This is a genomic window from Novispirillum itersonii subsp. itersonii ATCC 12639 (assembly GCF_000381985.1).
GTDB classification, from domain to species: domain Bacteria; phylum Pseudomonadota; class Alphaproteobacteria; order Rhodospirillales; family Rhodospirillaceae; genus Novispirillum; species Novispirillum itersonii.
The window spans coordinates 145,555-163,263 of the sequence record NZ_KB907338.1 but is presented as its reverse complement, the minus strand read 5'-3'; the positions used below and the strand labels follow the sequence as shown (position 1 = coordinate 163,263).

Genomic DNA, 17,709 nt, shown 5'->3' with positions numbered 1-17,709 from the left:
ACCTTGAACTGGATGAATGGGAAGCCGCATCCCGTGCCGCTGCCTCCTCGGCTGAAGACGAAGTGGCAAACACCCTGATGGGGGAAGCCGTTCCCGATAAGCCGCGCTCGGCGGCGGATCTGGAAGCGGTGTATGACATTCCGGTCAAGGTGCAGGCGGTGCTGGGCAAGTCGTCCATGCAGGTCAACCAGCTGCTGAAGCTGGGCCGCGGCGCGGTGGTGGAGCTGGACCGGAAGGTCGGCGAAGCCATTGATATCTATGTCAACAACCGGCTGGTTGCCCGTGGCGAGGTCGTGGTGGTCGAAGACCGCCTTGGCATCACCATGACGGAAATCATCAAGACCGACCGCAACTGACCGGCCCGGCCCGGCCGGACCCGTCCGGATCCGGCACGGGCTGAGGACACCGGTATTTTTACAGTCAGGAGCCCGGCATGGCCGAAGAGACCCGCCCCAGCCTCCCCCTTCTGCGGATCGGACGGCGCTGGGGCCTGATCGACGGGGCAACCCTGTTCGGGATTGCCGGGGCCTTTGTGCTGATGGCTCTGGCGATCGTGCTGGGCGGGTCGGTTCTTGCCTTCCTTGATTTTCCCAGCGTGCTGATCGTCATCGGCGGTACGGTGCTGATCACCACCGCCAGCTATTCATGGGGCGACATGCTGCGCGCCGGGCAGGATCTGGGCCAGACCATCCGCCACCGCACCCGGTCGGGCCCCGACGCGGCGCGCGATGTGCTGCGGCTGGCCGATTTCGCCCGCCGCCACGGCATCCTGACCCTGCAGGGCAACATCGTCGGCGCCCTGCGGGACCAGCCGGTCCTGCAAAATGGCCTGAAGCTGGTGATCGAAGGCACCCCGGATACCGAGGTCGAGGTGCTGCTGCGCCGGGATATCGCCGCCCAGCAGAGCCGGATCGACAAATCCGCCAGCGTGCTGCGCCGCGCGGCTGAAATCAGCCCGGCCATGGGGCTGATCGGCACCCTGATCGGTCTGGTGCAGATGCTCAGCCAGCTGTCCAACCCGTCGGCCATCGGCCCGGGTATGGCGGTGGCCCTGCTGACCACCTTCTACGGGGCCATTCTGTCGAACATGGTGTTTTCGCCGCTGGCATCAAAGATGGAGCGCAACAGCGCCGAAGATCAGCTGATCCAGCACATTCATTTGCTGGGCGTGCTGTCGATCTGCCGCAAAGACAGCCCGCGCCGTCTGGAAATGCAGGTCAACAGCCTGCTGCCCGCCGACCAGCGGGTAGACGGACCGACCGGTTGACAGGCGCCTCCCTGTCTCTGCGCCGTAACAGTCGCCCCCGGGCGTCTTGCCTTCTGGCCCAACCGGCGCACACTGTCAGCAGGATCCCGCCCCGGGGTACGGCACCATGAACCTGTCGCAGACTTTCGCAGCATCGGCCCTTACCACGCTGGCCTTTACCGGCCCGGCGGCGGCGGCCCCGGCCCCAGCGGTGGCAGAAACCGGGGAGGACAGGCTGCGGCTGGTTTATTATGTCGGCAGCAAGGCACGCGGGGGTCAAGCCGCCACACCGGAAGAGGCGGCAATGCTTGACCGCCTCCACCGGCTGTCCCCGCTTGTCACCCTGACCGAGGAGCTGCCGATCCGCGCCGACCCGCTGTTTGAGGCGCACCGCTATGACTGCATGGTCTCCCTGCGCTTTTCCTCCTCGCAGCCGCGCCCGGAGACCCTGTCCAGCCGCCCGCAGATGCGGGTGGAGTATCTGTACTACCACTTACGGGGGACCCCGCCCCCGCCCGCCGATGCGGTCCGGGTTGCCCGGAACCGCCGGATGGCCGACTGGCCGGCAACCCTGAACGGCATCCCCTATGCCGAGCTGATCGGCACCAACGACGTGATCCAGACGGTTGATCTGCTGAAGGCGCGGCGGGTGGACTACATCCTTGCCTATCCCGGCAATATGGTCGGGTTGCCTGAGGTCCAGAGCGGGCAGATCGAGCCCGTGCCGGGCCTCCCGCCCGCGCGGACAGCCCAGATCCTGATCACCTGCCACACCTCTGACCGGGCCCGGCAGTTTCTGGAGCAGCTCGACAGCCTGACCCCGCCGCTGACCGATAGCACCGTCAGCCAGTAACCATCTCGGGTCCCGGCATTTTTTGCCGGTCTCTAAGACTTTCTTCAGGATTACCCGCTACCATCTGACCCGTATGCCTGTATTCCTGCCCGACTCCGGCACAGCCCGCCGGGGAATGGGGACAGGGGTGCAGACCAGACTTTGGGTTCAGGAGTGGTGCGGATGCGGTTACTGATTATCGGTTCTCTCGGCGGACAGATCGGTGCGGCCAGCCAGATTGCCATCCGGCGCGGGGCCAAGGTCAGCCAGGCGGACGATATTCCGGCGGCCCTTAATCTGTTGCGCAGCGGCAAAGGGGCCGATCTGATCCTGATCGACGTCGGGCTGGATGTCGGCGGACTGGTCGCCGGGCTGGAGGCCGAGCGCTTTTCCGTGCCGGTCGTCGCCTGTGGCATCGCCAACGATACCCGCGCCGCCGTTGCCGCCATCCGCGCCGGGGCCAAGGAATATCTGCCCCTGCCCCCCGATGCCGACCTGATCGCCGCCGTGCTGGAAGCGGTGGTGGCGCAGGACAATTCCCTGATTTTCCGCGATCCGGTGATGCAGCGCTCCATCCGGCTGGCCGATCAGGTTGCCCCGTCGGAAGCCGGGATCCTGATTGTCGGCGAATCCGGCACCGGGAAAGAGGTGATGGCCCGCTACCTGCACCGCAAATCGCGGCGGGCCGGGCAGACCTTTGTTGCCGTCAACTGTGCCGCCATCCCTGAAAACCTGATGGAATCCGAGCTGTTCGGCCACGAGAAAGGCGCCTTCACCGGGGCCGTCGCCCGCCGCATCGGTAAATTTGAGGAAGCCAGCGGCGGCACCCTGCTGCTGGACGAAATCTCGGAAATGGACGTGCGGCTTCAGGCCAAGCTGCTGCGCGCCATTCAGGAGAAGGAAATCATCCGGCTGGGCGGCAACCAGCCGGTGAAGGTCAATGTGCGCATTCTTGCCACCTCTAACCGCAACCTTCAGGACGAGGTCCGCAAGGGCACCTTCCGCGAGGATCTGTTCTTCCGCCTGAACGTGGTGACCCTGACCCTGCCGCCGCTGCGCGAACGCCCGGCGGATATCGAGGCGCTGGCCACCCACTTTATCCGCAAATATGCCGAGCTGAACGGCGTGCCGGAGCGGCCGCTGTCACGGGCGGCCCTGTCGATGCTGCTGCGTCACCCGTGGCGCGGCAACGTGCGCGAGCTGGAAAACACCATGCACCGCACCGTGCTGCTGGCCAGCGGGCCGGAAATCGAGCCCGAAGCGATTCTGCTGACCAGCGAGGACGGATCCCTCAGCGGTTTTGGCAGCACCGACAGCCATGACCCGGCCCCGGCCTTTGCCAATCCGTACAACGACGGGCTGTTCGGCAGCCCGACCACCCCGGCCCCAACCCCGGCGACCCCGGCGATGCTGGCGGGCGGGGCCGGGCTGGCCTCGGCCCTTGTCGGGCGGACGGTGGCCGATGTCGAACGCGACCTGATCATCGACACCCTGCGGCACACGCTGGGCAACCGCACCCATGCCGCCAATATTCTGGGCATTTCGATCCGCACCCTGCGCAACAAGCTGAAACTGTATGCCGATCAGGGCATGACGGTGCCGCCGCCCCCCAGCGGCGACCCTGACGCCCGCCTGTAAGCCGCGACCGTTACCCCGATCCCCCATCCCGCCCGCGCGGCGGGGCCTGCCAGCACACGCCCCGGTCTGACCGGGGAAGACAGTCAACGAGGACCGAATGGCCGACGATACCGGCAAGACAGGAGATGGCGGCGCTGCCCAGGCGGGCGGCGGACGGTTTTCGCTGAACGCGGATGCCGTGCGCGGTGCGGCCCTGGGCCTGCTGAAGCGGGGCGATCTGGCGCTGGCCATCGGTATGGCGATGGTGCTGGTCATCCTGATCATCCCGATGCCGCCATGGTTCCTCGACATCATGCTGGCGTTGTCGCTGACGATCTCGGTGCTGGTGTTCATGACCGTGATCTTCATCCAGAAAGCGATGGAGCTGAACAGCTTCCCCGTCATTCTGCTGGTCACCACCCTGTTCCGCCTGGCGCTTAACCTCGCATCGACCCGCCTGATCCTGCAATACGGGCATGAGGGCACCGCCGCTGCCGGTCACGTCATTCAGGCGTTCGGCGGGTTCATCATGGGCGGCAACTTCGTGATCGGGGTGATCGTCTTCCTGATCCTGATCCTCGTCAACTTCATGGTGATCACCAAGGGGTCAACCCGTATCGCCGAAGTGACGGCCCGTTTTACCCTTGATGCGCTGCCCGGTAAGCAGATGGCGATTGACGCCGACCTGTCCGCCGGGGTGATCGACGAACGGCAGGCGATCCAGCGCCGCCTTGACCTGCAGAAGGAAGTGGACTTCTTCGGGTCGATGGACGGTGCGTCGAAGTTCGTGCGCGGCGATGCCGTTGCCGGTCTGATCATCACCGCCGTCAACATCGTCGGCGGCATGATCATCGGCATGGCGCAGAACGGTCTGCCGTTCTCGCAGGCGGCTGACACCTATACCCGTCTGACCGTCGGCGACGGCCTGATCAGCCAGATCCCGGCGCTGATCGTCTCAGTCGCCGCCGGTCTGATGGTCTCTAAGGCCGGTCTGAGCGAAAGCACGGAAAAGGCACTGGGCGGCCAGCTGACCCAGTACCCCAAGGCCCTTGGCATGGCGTCCGCCGTTGCCGGTCTGCTGGCGGTGCTGCCCGGCACCCCGGCGCTGCCGTTCCTGCTGCTGGCGGGTATCACCGGGGCAGCGGCCTATTACACCGACCGCAAGCAGACCCGCGAACAGCTTAAGGCCGCCGAAATGGCCGCGATGGCCGAGCAGCAGAAGGCCCCGGTGGCGGAAGAACCGATCGCCACCGCCCTGCGGCTGGACATGGTGCGGCTGGAACTGGGTTACGGCCTGCTGTCGATGATCTCGGGCGGCGGCAACCAGCGGCTGACCGACCAGATCAAATCCCTGCGCCGGGCGCTGGCGACGGAAATGGGCTTCGTCATGCCCAGCGTCCGTATTCAGGATAATATGCAGCTGGCCGCCAATGCCTATGTCATCTACGTCAAGGAAGTGGAGGCCGGGCGCGGCGACCTGCGGCCCAACATGCTGCTGGTGATGGACCCCCGGGGCGAGGAAATCACCCTGCCGGGCGAAAAAACCCGCGAACCGACCTTTGGCCTGCCGGCGGTGTGGATTGAGGCGTCAAACCGCGAGGAAGCGCTGTTCCGTGGCTATACCGTCGTTGATCCGGCCACCGTCATCACCACCCACCTGACGGAAGTGGTGCGTGACAACATGGCCGAGCTGCTGTCGTTTGCCGAAACCCAGAAGCTGATGGACGAGCTGGACAAAGAACATCAGAAGCTGATCGCCGACATGATCCCGGCCCAGATCAGCGTCAACGCCGTCCAGCGTATCCTGCAGAACCTGCTGGGCGAGCGCATCTCGATCCGCGATCTGCCGACCATTCTGGAAGGGATTTCGGAAGGGTCGGGTATGACCCGCAACGTCATGCTGATGACCGAGCATGTGCGCATGCGCCTTGCCCGCCAGATCTGCGATGCCAATGCTGATGACGAAGGCGTGATCTCGCTGGTCACCCTGTCGCCGGACTGGGAACAGAACTTCGCCGAATCCCTGATCGGTCAGGGCGAGGAAAAGCAGCTTGCCATGCCGCCGACCCAGCTGCATGAGTTCATCAACACCACCCGCCAGACCTTTGAACGCTTTGCCATGCAGGGCGAAACCCCGGTGCTGCTGACCAGCCCGATGGTCCGCCCCTATGTCCGATCCATCGTTGAACGGTTCCGGCCGATGACGGTGGTGATGAGCCAGAACGAAATCCACCCCAAGGCCCGCATCAAGACTCTGGGACAGATCTGATGTCCGGGCCCTGGACCCTGATCCGGCAGATGCCGGTACCCTGCAAGCGCACCCCCCGCCCTGAGCGGGGGACGGAACCGGGAGACCGCCGATGCGCCTGAAGAGTTACTCCGCTGTCACCATGTCAGAGGCAATGGCACTGGTGCGCGCCGAACTGGGGGACGATGCCATCATCGTCTCCACCCAGCGCGCCAGTGGCGGGCAGGGCGTGCGCATCACCGCCGCTCTGGAGGAAACCACCAGCGATCAGGAAATCGCCGAGGTCTTAAGCGGCGCGCCCCTGTCGCCGGTCAACGAGACCATCCGCGACTGCCTTGTCTATCACGGGGTGCCGCCGCGCCTGTGCGAACGGATGCTGGCCGCCGCCCGCAGCATCGACACCGCCGACGCCACCATGGCCACCGCCGGGGCGATGGACGAGCTGTTCACCTTTGCCGCGCTGCCGTCGCGCAAGTCACCAACCCCGGTGATGCTGGTCGGTCCGCCGGGATCAGGCAAGACCATCACCGTCGCCAAGCTGGCGGCCCGGGCCCGGCTGGCGGGGCGCAGTGTCACCGTCATCACCGCCGATTCCGTGCGGGCCGGGGCGATGGAGCAGCTGTCGGCCTTCACCAGCATCCTCGGTGTGGAGCTGAAAAAGGCGCGCGGGGCCTCCAGTCTGGAAGCGATGGTGGCCGAAGCGACGCAGATCAGTGATCTGGTCTATATCGACACCCCCGGCCTGAACCCTTTCAGCAGCGAGGATATCGGCTACCTCAACACCCTGACCCATGCGGTCAGCGTCGAGGCGGTGCTGGTGCTGGCTGCCGGAGGCGACCCGATGGAAGCCACTGAGGTGGCGGAAATTTTTGCGCAGGCCGGGGCAACCCGCCTGCTGGCCACCCGGCTGGACATGACCCGCCGTCTGGGGGCGGTGCTGGCCGCCGCCGACGCCGGGCAGTTCATGTTCAGCGATGTGTCGATCAACCCGCATGTGGCCAACGGCCTGTGTTCGATCACCCCGGTGACCATGGCCCGGCTGCTGGTGCCGCCGTCAGAGGAATCGGTGGCCGCCGCCCCCGATGACTGGTCGGCCCGCCGCTCTGCCGCCGTGCCGATTCCGTCGGCACCGCAGCAGGCACAGGCCTATGCCGGGGCGGTTTCCGCCGCTGCCAGTGAGGGGTATGCCAGTGAGGGATATAGCGGTGAGGAGTATGACGGGGCCTATGCTGACGGCTACGGCGACGGGGATTATGACCAGCCCGCCGCCAGCCCGCCGCGCATGCCCCCGGCAGCCCAGACCTATGCCGACCCGGATCTGAATGATGATCCCGCCGGGTATGGTGCCGGATACGGCACCGACCCCTATGGCGGACAGGCCGCCCCGCAGCGGGGTGGATACGCCGCTGCCCCCTATAGTCCTTCGGACTACGACTCGGCCCGCAGCGCACAATCCCCCTATGGCGGATCGGGGTATGACCCGGCAGCCTATGCCGCCCAGCCGGTTGCCGGGCGCGGACAGGCCGCCCCGCAGCGTGGCCCCTATGGGCAACCGGCCCAGCCGCAGGATCCCTACGCTGCACCGCGTCAACGCAGCGCAGCATACGGGCAGCAGCAGCAGCCGCAAAACCCGGCGGCGGCTGATGTTCCGCGCATGCCGCGCCTGCGTTCAGGCCCGGATCAGGGGCAGGATCCGCAGCAGCGCCCCCGGGCGGCGGCCCCGCTGCCCCGCCTGCGCCAGCCGCAGCCGATTACTTCCGGCTATGGCGGACCGGGCGAAGACATGCGTAATATGCCTGATCCGGAACCGGAAAAGAGCCCAGATTTCTTCTCTTTCCTTGATGCAGACAGTGATACCAGCGAGGCACGCGGATGAGCACCCAGCTCCCCAACGACCAAACCCAGCTTCTGGCGCCGTCCCTGGCGCCGGGGTCAAGCGTGCGCTCGCGTGGCCGCAATGTTCTTGCCGTGGCCTCCGGCAAGGGCGGGGTCGGCAAGACGTGGTTCTCGATCACCCTCGCCCATGCGCTGGCGCTGCGGGGTCGTAAGACCCTGCTGTTTGACGGTGACCTCGGGCTGGCCAACGTCGATATCCAGCTCGGCCTGATGCCGAAGCTGGATCTGGGCAGCGTTGTCACCGGCAAGGTCACCCTGACGCAGGCGTGCAGTCATTACGACCGCGGCGGGTTTGATGTCATCGCCGGGCGGTCGGGCTCCGGCTCGCTGGCCAACATTCCGCTGTCGCGCCTGCAGCTGATGGCGGAAGACCTGTCGATGATGGCCACCGCCTATCACAAGGTGATCATTGATCTGGGGGCCGGGGTGGAAAAAAGCGTGCGCCAGCTCGCCCGGGCCGCCGGGACCATTCTGGTCGTCACCTCCGACGAGCCGACATCCCTCACCGATGCCTATGCCTTTATCAAGGTGACGGCGCTGGAACGGCCGGGGGCGGACATCCGCGTGGTGGTCAACGCCGCCAACTCGACCCGCGAAGGCGAGCGGACCTATGCCACCCTGCGCAAGGCCTGCGAAGGCTTCCTGAAGTTCAGCCCGCCGCTGGTCGGCATCGTCCGCCGTGACATGCGGGTGCGGGAAGCGATCCGCAATCAGACGCCGATCCTGATCCGCTCGCCGAATGCCGAGGCGGCGATGGATGTCGAGGCAATCGCCGACAAGCTGCTGGCGGACTGACGCCGTCTGACACAGGGGGCCGGGCATGAGCACTATACCCTCAGCACCGCCGCCCGCAGCGGCGGCAGCGCCTGCCCCTGCGGCGGCCCCGGTCATTGCCTCTGACGTGCCCGACGCCTTGCGCAGCCTGCCTGCCGGAACCCGGATTGAGGTCACCACCCTTACTGATCTGGTGCGGGGGCAGGTGCAGGCCGACAGCCGCTATGGCACGCTGACATTGCGCGGTGGCCTGCCCGCCCTGCCCGCCAACAGCAGCCTGACCCTGATTTTGACCGGCACCCCCGGCGAAGGCGTGTCGTTCCGGCTGTTTGCCGTCAACGGTCAGCCGCTGCTGCTGCCCGGCGGAACAGCCCTGCCCGGTTCGGCGTTACCCGGTGCGGTGCTGCCCGGTGGCGGAATCCCCGGAAACGGAATGCCGGGAAACGGAATCCCCGGAAGCGGCCTTAACACCCCCGGCCTGACCGCGCCCGGTTTTGCCGGGACAGGACTGGTCGGGACAGGGCTGGCCGGGACCGCCCCCGGCGGCCTCCAGCCCCCCGGCCTGCCCGGCTTTGACCCCGCTCATGGCCTGCGCCAGCCCGGCAGCCTGTTGCAGGCGGCCAATCAGGGCGATGCTGTCGCCCTCAGCCTTGGCAAGACCCTGACCGCCACCATCATCACCGGCCCACAGTCCGGCCCCCTCTCCGCCGGGGCGGCCCTGCCTGCGGCGATGGGTCCGGCTGCCCCCGGCAGTGCCGGACCGACCGGCCCCGCGCCACAGACCGCGCCGGTGCCCGGGGCTGGCCCCGCCGGGGGGGCACTGACCGCCCACGGCCTGTTTGCCGCCCTGCGCCATGCCGCCCATGCGGTCGCTGACGCCGCCACCGGCGACCATCCGGCCCCGACCCCATCGGCCCCGTCAACCCCGCTCCTTGAGCCCGGCGCACAGGCGCAGGTCCGGCTGACGGCGGTGCAGCTGCCCGACGGCACCCGCCCGCTGACCGCGCCGCCTTCGTCCGGGGCGGCCCCGCTGCTGTCGCTGGAGGGGAGCGTGACCGCCAGCCCCGGCGGCGGAACGGCCCTGATCCAGACACCGCAGGGCAGCCTGCTGCTGGATGTCCGCTCGCCGCTGCCGGTCAACAGCCATGTGACCCTTGATGTGATGACGGTGACGACCCCGGCGCAGGCCGGGGCGGCAGCCCCCGCACTGACCGGGACCGGGGCGGCCCCCGGTTTCGGCGCGCTCAGTCAGGCGCTGGATCTGCTGGCGCAGGAAGATGCCGAGGCGGCGCAGGCGCTGGCCCGGGCGATCCCCGCCCCGGATGCCCGGATGGTCACCACCATGATGGCGGTGGCCGGGGCAGCCCGCAGCGCCGACCCCAGAGGCTGGCTGGGGGACCGCCCGCTGAAGGCGCTGGACAGGCCCGACGGCAAGGGCCGCGCCCTGCTGAAGGATGTCGAGGACGCCACCCGCGAAACCGTCCGCCCGGCCCGGGATGGCGGCGGCGACTGGCGGGTGATGAACCTGCCGTTCGGCTTTGGCGGCCAGATTGACCGCATCACGCTGGTCACCCGCCGCACCGGCAGCGAAGCGGTGGAAGAAGACGGCACCGGCAGCGGCGGCGGCCGGGGTGGGGGCGTGCGCTTCCTGTTTGCGCTCGACCTGTCGCGGCTGGGGCCGATGCAGTTTGACGGCCTGTATAAAGGGGGGCCGCACGGGCAGCCCGGCAGCCGCCGCCTGTCGCTGCTGGTGCGCACCAGCCGGGCGCTGGACCCCGTGATCCGGCGCGACATCCTCGGCCTGTTCAGCACCTCGGCGGAGGCCATGGGCCTGACCGGCAGCCTGTCGTTTCAGGTTGCCGCCACCTTTCCCGGCCCGGTGGAGGCGCTACCGCCGTCGCTGCGGACCGCAGGCGGGGCCGGGGGTTTCACCGCCTGAGTCTGGCCCCTGTGTCTCGCCCCCCAAGTCTGGCCCCCCAAGTTTAGCCCTCTAAGTTTGGCCCCCTGAGTCTGGCCCTTACTTTCCCGTGTGCGGCGGATCAAAAAAATGATACTCGCATGCCTGCTGTCCTGATCCCTGCTTCTTTCTGGCTACACCCGAGACCATGACCGACCCAGAGTTCCGCCGCGCCCCTCTGCTGACCCGCCCGACACCGGCGCCGGGGCTGGATGCCGTGGTTGTGCTGTCGCGGCCGATGGCCGATGGCACCCGGGTGCAGGCCCGGTTCGTGCCGGACCGGCACGTGCTGGCCCCCGGGGCGTGGCAGGCCTATGCCGCCGTGCTGGACCAGCCGGAGCAGGGCTTTGCCGCCGACATCCCCGAAGGGCTGGCCGCTGCGGTCCTGTCTGATCTGGCCAACCAGCTGGTGCCCCGCTGGCTGGAGGTGACGGTGACCCGCGCCACCGGCACGGACAGCCACCGGGTGCGGCTGGAGGAACGCCAGCCCGGCTGGGCCAACCCGGATCTGCTGAACCGCCTGTATACGGACGAGGCCCTGTCCTGCGCGCTGCGCCCGGTCGTGCCCCTGCCGGAGGCCGCCGGATGACCGCAGGCCGGTTTGACATTGACCCGGCAGACCCGCGCGGCTTTTACGCCCTGCTGGGCATCGCCCCCACCGCCAGCCCGGCAGAGGTCAAAAGTGCCTTCCGCCGCCGGGCGAAGGATCTGCACCCTGACCGCAACCCGGACCCCGGCGCCAAAGAGGCGTTCCATCGCCTGACTGCCGCCTATGAGGTGCTGTCTGATCCGGCCCGCCGGGCAGCCTATGACAGCCGCCGCACCGGGGCGGGAAAAGCCGGGGCCGATGCCGCAGCGGGCCGTCAGTCCTCGCGTCACAGTACATCCTCCGGGGCCTCTTCTGGGGCGTCCTCTGGCGGCACGCGGGCGCAAAGCCGGTCCCCGCGTGACGGCGACCCGACCCGGGCCTATCGCCAGACGCAGGCCCGCACCCAGCAGCGCCCGGCCCCGGCCCACAAAGCCCCGGGCCGCACCGCCGCGCCGCCGGTGGCCTGCTGCTGCTGCGGCAAGGTGGCGGCCCAGCCGCGCTTTGTGGAATTCCTGACCGTCACCGGCACCCTGCGCCACACCCGCGAACACTGGCAGGAGGGCATCTACTGCCGGGCCTGCGCTGACCGCAAGGCCCTGAAGGTCGCCGCCCGCTGCTGGCTGACCGGCTGGTGGTCGCTGCGCGGGCCGCTGAAAACCATCCATGCCCTGAGCATTGCCCTGCGCGGCGGGCGTCTGCCCCGACAGCGCAACCACGCCCTGCTGATGCAGCAGGCACAGGCCTTCCTCAGCCAGAACGACCCGATGATGGCCCATGCCATCGCCCTGCAGGCGCAGATGTTTTCCCCCGACGGCGTCAGCCGCCTGCAGACCGACCAGATACTGGCCCGCATCCGCGCCGCCGCCCCCGGCCAGACCCTGCCGCCGCTGAAAGACCGCTGGCGCGGGGCCAGCGCCCTGCAACTGCTGCAACTGCTGCCGGTCTATGTGCTGATTGTGGTGCTGGCCCTGCTGTTCTGGCCGGGCGCCCAGACGGACGGCACCCCCGCCGAGCCGGTGACGGCGGTGACACAGCCGGGTGCGCCGGTGACGGGTCCGGCCAGCCCTGCGGCGCCGCCAACACCGTCCGCCGCAGCACCACCGCCGGTCGTCTCCCTCTCCGCCGGTGGGGTGCGGGCCGGGCAGTATCACGACATCCGGGTCGCCGCCACCGCCCTGCGCACCGGGCCGGGGCAGGAATTCCAGACCCTGCTGCTGCTGGGGTCCGGCGAAACCGTGATGGTCAATGAGGTCGCCAGCGACGGCCAGTGGGCCCGGGTGCAGACAGTCGATGGCCGCACCGGCTTTATCAGCAGCAGGGCCCTGATCCTGACCGACCCGGCCCGCGCCGAAGCGCTGCGACGGGAGCAGAAACGCCTCGGCCGCCCCTGATTTTCCCCTGCCCCCCGCCTCCACCGGACCGGAGCAATACCATCGGATATCCTACCCCATAAGTCGGGATACGATTGTTCGGACTCAGACACCATAGAACTAACCTGATATGCTGATGCAACAGGCCGTCTGGTGCCCGGCCCTGTTATTGTGCCCCTGTTGCATCCCCTGACCGGGCGCCCACCGCCTGCCCCTTGCGTTGTTATGGCCTGCCTGTTGTGTCAGGCCTGTTATGGATCATAATGCCTTCCACCGCCCGGACGCTGCCGGTCCTGTTGCCAGCCCTGCTGTCCCTGCTTCTCTCTGTTTTTGTCATGCCGGTGCAGGCTGCACAGCGGCCCGCTGCCGCGCAGGCCCCTGCCGCCACCCGGCCAGCCGTGGCTGGCCCGCCGATGATCGCCCGCTTTCCCGCACCGCAGATGGATGACGACCCCCGGGCCTATTACACCCAGGCCCTGATCGAGCTCGCCTTTTCCGAAACCCCGGAGCAGGGGCCGGGCCATGTGGTGTTCGCCACCGCCCCACAGGAACGGCTGCGGATTGAGGCCGAGCTGGAAAAAGGCACACGCCTGAATGTTTACCTGATGCCCGGCACAAATGCTTACGACAGCCGGTTCCTGCGGGTTGATGTTCCGGCGGACCGTGGCCTGCTCGGGCTGCGTGTCGGGGTGATCCGGGCCGAAGATCAGGCCCGGTTCGCCGAACTCCGCACACTGGATGATCTGCGCCAGATCCGCATCGGCAGCGTTCTCGGCTGGCACCTGACCGATATCCTGCAACACAATAGCCTGACCACCAATGTGGTGCCGGTCTATGAAGACCTGTACCGGATGCTGGTCCGCAACCGCCTTGACCTGATCTCACGCGGGGCGACCGAGATCGTGCGGGAACAGGCGGAAATGCACTTCGCCTATTCCGGGACCGTGATTGAAACCGGCCTGCTGCTGCGGATGCCGCTGGCTTTCTACATTTACGTCAGCCCCACCCACCCTGCCCTGCACCAGCGGATTCAGACCGGACTGCACCGGGCCATGACCAACGGGCGCTTTGAGGCCGTCTTCCGCGAGTGGTTCGGCCATGATCTGGATGCCCTGAAACTGGACAGCCGCCACATCATCGACCTGTCAGTCCCCGATCCGCATCTGCCGACCCTGATGATGGATCCGTCTTTGCGTCTGCCGCTGCGGATGCCGGGGGCCAAGGCCCAGACGTGGTAAGGCCACACTCACAACCCAAGGTACATATTTCAGCGATAAAGTATAAGCGCACAACCGGGCGCTTCCGGTGATTGTGTTTCCGTTCCGTCTGCCTGTAAGCTCTTGACTGAAAAGCGGTTCGCATCCCCCCGATGCCGGAAACAGCAGGACCATCCTCATGCGGCTTTCCTCTCCGGTTTCCCGACGTCACTGCCTTGGCCTGCTGGCAGCCCTGCCCTGGGCCACACTGCCCGCCCGCCCGGCCCACAGCCGCACCGCAGAGGTGCTGGTGGCACGGACCCCGGCCCCAAACCCCGTGACCGCCCGCTTCGCCACCTATACCCACGCCCTGCTGGAGCTGGCCTTTGCCGAAACCGCCGAGTTCGGCCCGTCACGGGTTGATCTCGATGAGCGGAGTCTGGAACGGCGGCGGGTGGAGGCGGAACTGGACCGCGGGGACCGGATCTCCGTTTTCCTGATGCCGGGCACCAACGCCTACGACCGGCGGTTCCTGCGGATCAGCCTGCCGGTGGACCGTGGACTGATGGGCTTCCGGATCGGGCAGATCCGCCGCGCGGATACCGGGCGCTTCAGCGCCATCCGCAGCGTTGATGACCTGCGCCAAATCCGCATCGGCAGCGTGCTGGGGTGGTACATGTCCGATATCCTGCACCACAACGGGCTGACCGTGGATGTTCTGCCCACGGCAGGAGACCTGTACCCGATGTTGCAGAGGGGGCGGATCGACATGATCCTGCGCGGCGCCACCGACATCCAGCAGGAACAGGTCAACATCGCCGCCGACATGCCTGACATCGGGATCGAGGAGTCGCTGCTGGTGCACCTGCCGGTGGCCCAGTACCTGTATGTCAGCCGGGAACAGCCGGCCCTGTACCACCGCCTTGAGACCGGCCTGCGGCGGGCGGTGGACAGCGGCCGCTTCGACAGCCTGTTTTACGGGTATTACGGCCCGCCGCTTGAGAGCCTGACGGTCAGCGGACGGACCCGGATTGACCTGACCGACCCCGACCCGCATGGCCCGACCGCCAACGCCCCGCCCGGGCTGCTGCTGTCCCTGCCATCGCTGCCGGCACGGTGACAGTGACCAACGCCGCCGGTCTGGCCGTCAGGTCTTCTGGCGGCGGCGGTGCGATTCCTGACCGATGTCATCCAGCATGATCTGGGTCTTGCGGTCCTGCTCGGCCTTGGCGGCAGCCTCGCGGTTGGCCTGGGCGATTTCAAAGGTTTTCAGCTCTTTGAAGGCTTCGGCCACCGCATCCTGCGCCTGCCCGATCTCCACCCGCACATGGGCCAGCACCGTCTCCAGGTCCTGCCGCTGCCTCCGGGCCCACTGGGCATAGGCACCGAAGGTAAACCCGGCCCCGGTGCTGTCGCGGCGGGCCAGTTCCGCCTCGGCCTTCACCTGCTCTTCCAGCTGACGCATGAAATCAAGGATCTGGTCTTCCCGCTCATGCAGCTGACGCAGGATGCGGCGCTTTTCATCGACATCCCACTTCCGCAGGCGGATGACACCCTTCAGGCCCTTGGCCATGCGGTTTTACCCCTTACCCGATCTGCGGCGGCGGCGGTTCCATGCCGATCGCCTGTGCCAGCATGGTGTAGGATGTCTGCAGGTCGGTCGGTTCGTTCTTGCGCTGGCGCAGCACCTCTTCGATGCGGGGATACAGCTCGATGGCGGTATCGACCTCTTCGTTTGATCCGGCGCGGTAGGCCCCCAGCCGGATCAGTTCCGCCATATCCTCATAGGTCGAGATGATCTTGCGGGCGGTGCGGACCAGATCGTTCTGCTCGGGCGAATTACAGCCCGGCATGGTTCGTGACACCGACCGCAGCACGTTCATCGCCGGATAGCGGCCCCGCTCACCGATGGAGCGTTCCAGCACGATATGGCCGTCCAGAATACCGCGCACGGCGTCGGAAATCGGCTCGTTATGGTCATCGCCTTCCACCAGCACGGTGAACAGGCCGGTGATATTGCCCTGCCCGCGTGCGCCCGGACCAGCCCGCTCCAGCAGTTTCGGCAGCTCGGCGAACACGGTGGGGGTATAGCCCTTGCTGGCCGGGGGCTCGCCCGCGGACAGGCTGATTTCACGCTGGGCCATGGCAAAGCGGGTGACACTGTCCATCAGGCACAGCACATTCAGGCCCTGATCGCGGTAATATTCAGCAATCGCCATGGTCAGATAGGCGGCCTGACGGCGCATCAGCGGCGGCTCGTCAGAGGTGGCGACCACCACCACCGACCGCTTCAGCCCGTCTTCGCCCAGATCGTCTTCGATGAATTCCCGCGCCTCACGCCCGCGTTCGCCGATCAGGCCACAGACAATGATATCGGCGGAGGAGAACTTGGCCATCATCGACATCACCGACGACTTCCCCACCCCGGAGGCGGCAAAGATGCCCATACGCTGCCCGATACAGCAGGTGGTGAAGATGTTCATACAGCGGATGCCCAGATCCAGCTTGCCGCCGACCCGCTGGCGGCTGTGGGCCGACGGCGGATTGTTGCGGATGGTATAGGCGGCGGGCCCCTGCAGCAGCGGCCCCAGCCCGTCCACCGGCTCCGCCATCGCATTGACCACCCGGCCCAGCCAGCTGACATGGGGCTGCACCGACGGGGCCCCGGCCACCACTTCCGCCCGCGCGCCAAGGCTGATGCCATCGACACTGCCAAAGGGCATCAGCAGGGTTTTCCCTTCCCGGAACCCGACCACTTCAGTCGGGATCATCTTTCCGGCCCGGCCCATCACCATGATGCGGTCGCCCACCGACACCGCCGACTGCACCCCGCCGACCTCGACCAGCAGCCCCTGCACCCCGACCACCCGGCCAAACACCTGATGATCGGGAATACGGCCAAGCTCGGTCAGAAAATTGCGGACCAGACTGCTCACGCGGGGGACTCCGGGACAGATAAAGGACGGAAATAACAAAAGAAGAATCGGCGACGCACATTTCTGTTGTGAAACAAGGCCCAGCCGGATCAGAAAAAGATCAGAAAACTCAGATATCCGATGGCTTAGACCCTTGCCAGACTGAGTCAAGCACCCTATCGTTAACGGCGGGTTAACCGGGGATAACACGGACCTGTGCCGCGACAGACCACAGTGCCTGATTTTTTAGAGTCAGGGCCCGCTTCAGGCCAGTAAAAAGCCTGATGCCGGAGGTGGCCTGTTTCTCCCTAACAGTCTGTAAAACAGGGGCTGGAATGCGCGTTTTAGTCGTCGAAGACGATCCGTCGATGCGTCAAACCATCGAACTCATGCTCCGGAAGGAGCAATGGGTGGTCGACTCCACGCACCTGGGTGAAGACGGGCTGGAGATCGGCAAGCTTTACGATTACGACATCATTCTGCTGGATATGATGTTGCCGGACATGGATGGTCTGGACGTGATCCGCCAGCTGCGGGCGGCCCGGGTGGAAACGCCGGTGCTGATTCTGTCCGGCCTGTCCGATTCCGACCGCAAGGTGCGCGGTCTGGGCGTCGGGGCCGATGACTATCTGACCAAGCCGTTCGACCGGGCGGAGCTGGTGGCCCGGATGCAGGCAATCGTACGGCGGTCGAAAGGCCATGCCCAGTCGGTGGTGTCCGTCGGGCGCCTGAACGTCAATCTGGATACCCACAGCGCCGCCATCGACACCAAGCCGCTGCACCTGACCGGCAAGGAATACGGCATTCTGGAGCTGCTGGCGATCCGCAAGGGCACCACGCTGACCAAGGAACAGTTCCTCAACCATCTGTACGGCGGTATGGATGAACCGGAACTGAAAATCATCGACGTGTTTATCTGTAAGCTGCGCAAAAAGCTGGCGCAGGCCTCTGACGGTGACAACTACATCGAAACCGTGTGGGGCCGTGGCTATGTGCTGCGCGACCCCAGCCAGCCGGAACAGGCGAAGGCCGTGGGCTGAGAACGCCCTGCCCCTTTACAGAGTATGAC

At 66.8% G+C, this 17,709-nt stretch carries 15 protein-coding genes; 13 read left to right on the top strand and 2 right to left on the bottom strand.

Annotated features, from left to right (window positions below; all coding sequences use genetic code 11):
* The first annotated feature begins 77 nt into the window (after positions 1-77).
* From fliN to G365_RS0104000, 12 genes are all read left to right on the top strand, one after another.
* Complete coding sequence (gene fliN, locus G365_RS0104055; RefSeq protein WP_407635436.1) at positions 78-356, top strand: flagellar motor switch protein FliN; 279 nt, start codon at positions 78-80, stop codon at positions 354-356.
* A gap of 77 nt (positions 357-433) precedes the next feature.
* Complete coding sequence (locus tag G365_RS0104050; protein WP_019644223.1) at positions 434-1,267, top strand: motility protein A; 834 nt, start codon at positions 434-436, stop codon at positions 1,265-1,267.
* A gap of 106 nt (positions 1,268-1,373) precedes the next feature.
* Entirely contained in the window at positions 1,374-2,099 is a 726-nt protein-coding gene (locus G365_RS0104045; RefSeq protein WP_019644222.1) for a hypothetical protein, read from the top strand.
* A 162-nt stretch (positions 2,100-2,261) separates the two neighbouring features.
* Complete coding sequence (flbD, locus tag G365_RS0104040; protein WP_019644221.1) at positions 2,262-3,716, top strand: sigma-54-dependent transcriptional regulator FlbD; 1,455 nt, start codon at positions 2,262-2,264, stop codon at positions 3,714-3,716.
* A 97-nt stretch (positions 3,717-3,813) separates the two neighbouring features.
* Entirely contained in the window at positions 3,814-5,964 is a 2,151-nt protein-coding gene (gene flhA, locus G365_RS0104035; RefSeq protein WP_019644220.1) for a flagellar biosynthesis protein FlhA, read from the top strand.
* Positions 5,965-6,055: 91 nt separating this feature from the next.
* On the top strand, positions 6,056-7,819 hold the full coding sequence (locus tag G365_RS24205; protein WP_019644219.1) for a flagellar biosynthesis protein FlhF: 1,764 nt from the start codon (positions 6,056-6,058) through the stop codon (positions 7,817-7,819).
* Entirely contained in the window at positions 7,816-8,634 is an 819-nt protein-coding gene (locus G365_RS0104025) for a MinD/ParA family protein (RefSeq protein WP_019644218.1), read from the top strand. Before G365_RS24205 ends, G365_RS0104025 begins: the two co-directional genes overlap by 4 nt.
* A 25-nt stretch (positions 8,635-8,659) precedes the next feature.
* On the top strand, positions 8,660-10,552 hold the full coding sequence (locus tag G365_RS0104020) for a hypothetical protein (RefSeq protein WP_026345073.1): 1,893 nt from the start codon (positions 8,660-8,662) through the stop codon (positions 10,550-10,552).
* Positions 10,553-10,718: 166 nt separating this feature from the next.
* Positions 10,719-11,159 carry a hypothetical protein gene (locus G365_RS20275; protein WP_019644217.1) on the top strand — a complete coding sequence of 147 codons (441 nt, stop codon included), beginning with the start codon at positions 10,719-10,721 and terminating at the stop codon, positions 11,157-11,159.
* Entirely contained in the window at positions 11,156-12,550 is a 1,395-nt protein-coding gene (locus tag G365_RS24545; protein WP_019644216.1) for a DnaJ domain-containing protein, read from the top strand. Before G365_RS20275 ends, G365_RS24545 begins: the two co-directional genes overlap by 4 nt.
* A 242-nt stretch (positions 12,551-12,792) precedes the next feature.
* Positions 12,793-13,767 (top strand): substrate-binding periplasmic protein, encoded by a 975-nt coding sequence (locus G365_RS0104005; RefSeq protein WP_019644215.1) that lies wholly within the window; start codon positions 12,793-12,795, stop codon positions 13,765-13,767.
* Positions 13,768-13,924: 157 nt separating this feature from the next.
* Positions 13,925-14,845 carry a type 2 periplasmic-binding domain-containing protein gene (locus G365_RS0104000; protein WP_019644214.1) on the top strand — a complete coding sequence of 307 codons (921 nt, stop codon included), beginning with the start codon at positions 13,925-13,927 and terminating at the stop codon, positions 14,843-14,845.
* A gap of 27 nt (positions 14,846-14,872) precedes the next feature.
* Here the strand turns inward: G365_RS0104000 and G365_RS0103995 are convergent, their stop codons facing one another.
* Together G365_RS0103995 and fliI are read right to left on the bottom strand one after the other, a co-directional pair.
* Complete coding sequence (locus G365_RS0103995; protein ID WP_019644213.1) at positions 14,873-15,298, bottom strand: hypothetical protein; 426 nt, start codon at positions 15,296-15,298, stop codon at positions 14,873-14,875.
* 13 nt (positions 15,299-15,311) lie between these two features.
* Positions 15,312-16,661, bottom strand: coding sequence for a flagellar protein export ATPase FliI (fliI, locus tag G365_RS0103990; RefSeq protein WP_019644212.1), 1,350 nt, complete (start codon positions 16,659-16,661; stop codon positions 15,312-15,314).
* Between the two features lie 314 nt (positions 16,662-16,975).
* Here fliI and ctrA point away from each other — a divergent pair, with 314 nt between their 5' ends.
* Entirely contained in the window at positions 16,976-17,680 is a 705-nt protein-coding gene (gene ctrA / locus G365_RS0103985) for a response regulator transcription factor CtrA (RefSeq protein ID WP_019644211.1), read from the top strand.
* Positions 17,681-17,709: the final 29 nt, after the last annotated feature.

Bases quoted from the DNA above. Each gene is read 5' to 3' on its own strand.
- flhA (WP_019644220.1), top strand. From the start codon at position 3,814: ATGGCCGACGATACCGGCAAGACAGGAGATGGCGGCGCTGCCCAGGCG.
- fliN (WP_407635436.1), top strand. From the start codon at position 78: ATGGGGGAAGCCGTTCCCGATAAGCCGCGCTCGGCGGCGGATCTGGAA.
- ctrA (WP_019644211.1), top strand. From the start codon at position 16,976: ATGCGCGTTTTAGTCGTCGAAGACGATCCGTCGATGCGTCAAACCATC.
- G365_RS0104050 (WP_019644223.1), top strand. From the start codon at position 434: ATGGCCGAAGAGACCCGCCCCAGCCTCCCCCTTCTGCGGATCGGACGG.
- G365_RS0103995 (WP_019644213.1), bottom strand. From the start codon at position 15,298: ATGGCCAAGGGCCTGAAGGGTGTCATCCGCCTGCGGAAGTGGGATGTC.
- G365_RS0104020 (WP_026345073.1), top strand. From the start codon at position 8,660: ATGAGCACTATACCCTCAGCACCGCCGCCCGCAGCGGCGGCAGCGCCT.
- G365_RS0104000 (WP_019644214.1), top strand. From the start codon at position 13,925: ATGCGGCTTTCCTCTCCGGTTTCCCGACGTCACTGCCTTGGCCTGCTG.
- G365_RS24545 (WP_019644216.1), top strand. From the start codon at position 11,156: ATGACCGCAGGCCGGTTTGACATTGACCCGGCAGACCCGCGCGGCTTT.
- G365_RS0104025 (WP_019644218.1), top strand. From the start codon at position 7,816: ATGAGCACCCAGCTCCCCAACGACCAAACCCAGCTTCTGGCGCCGTCC.
- G365_RS0104005 (WP_019644215.1), top strand. From the start codon at position 12,793: ATGCCTTCCACCGCCCGGACGCTGCCGGTCCTGTTGCCAGCCCTGCTG.
- G365_RS20275 (WP_019644217.1), top strand. From the start codon at position 10,719: ATGACCGACCCAGAGTTCCGCCGCGCCCCTCTGCTGACCCGCCCGACA.
- G365_RS0104045 (WP_019644222.1), top strand. From the start codon at position 1,374: ATGAACCTGTCGCAGACTTTCGCAGCATCGGCCCTTACCACGCTGGCC.
- G365_RS24205 (WP_019644219.1), top strand. From the start codon at position 6,056: ATGCGCCTGAAGAGTTACTCCGCTGTCACCATGTCAGAGGCAATGGCA.
- flbD (WP_019644221.1), top strand. From the start codon at position 2,262: ATGCGGTTACTGATTATCGGTTCTCTCGGCGGACAGATCGGTGCGGCC.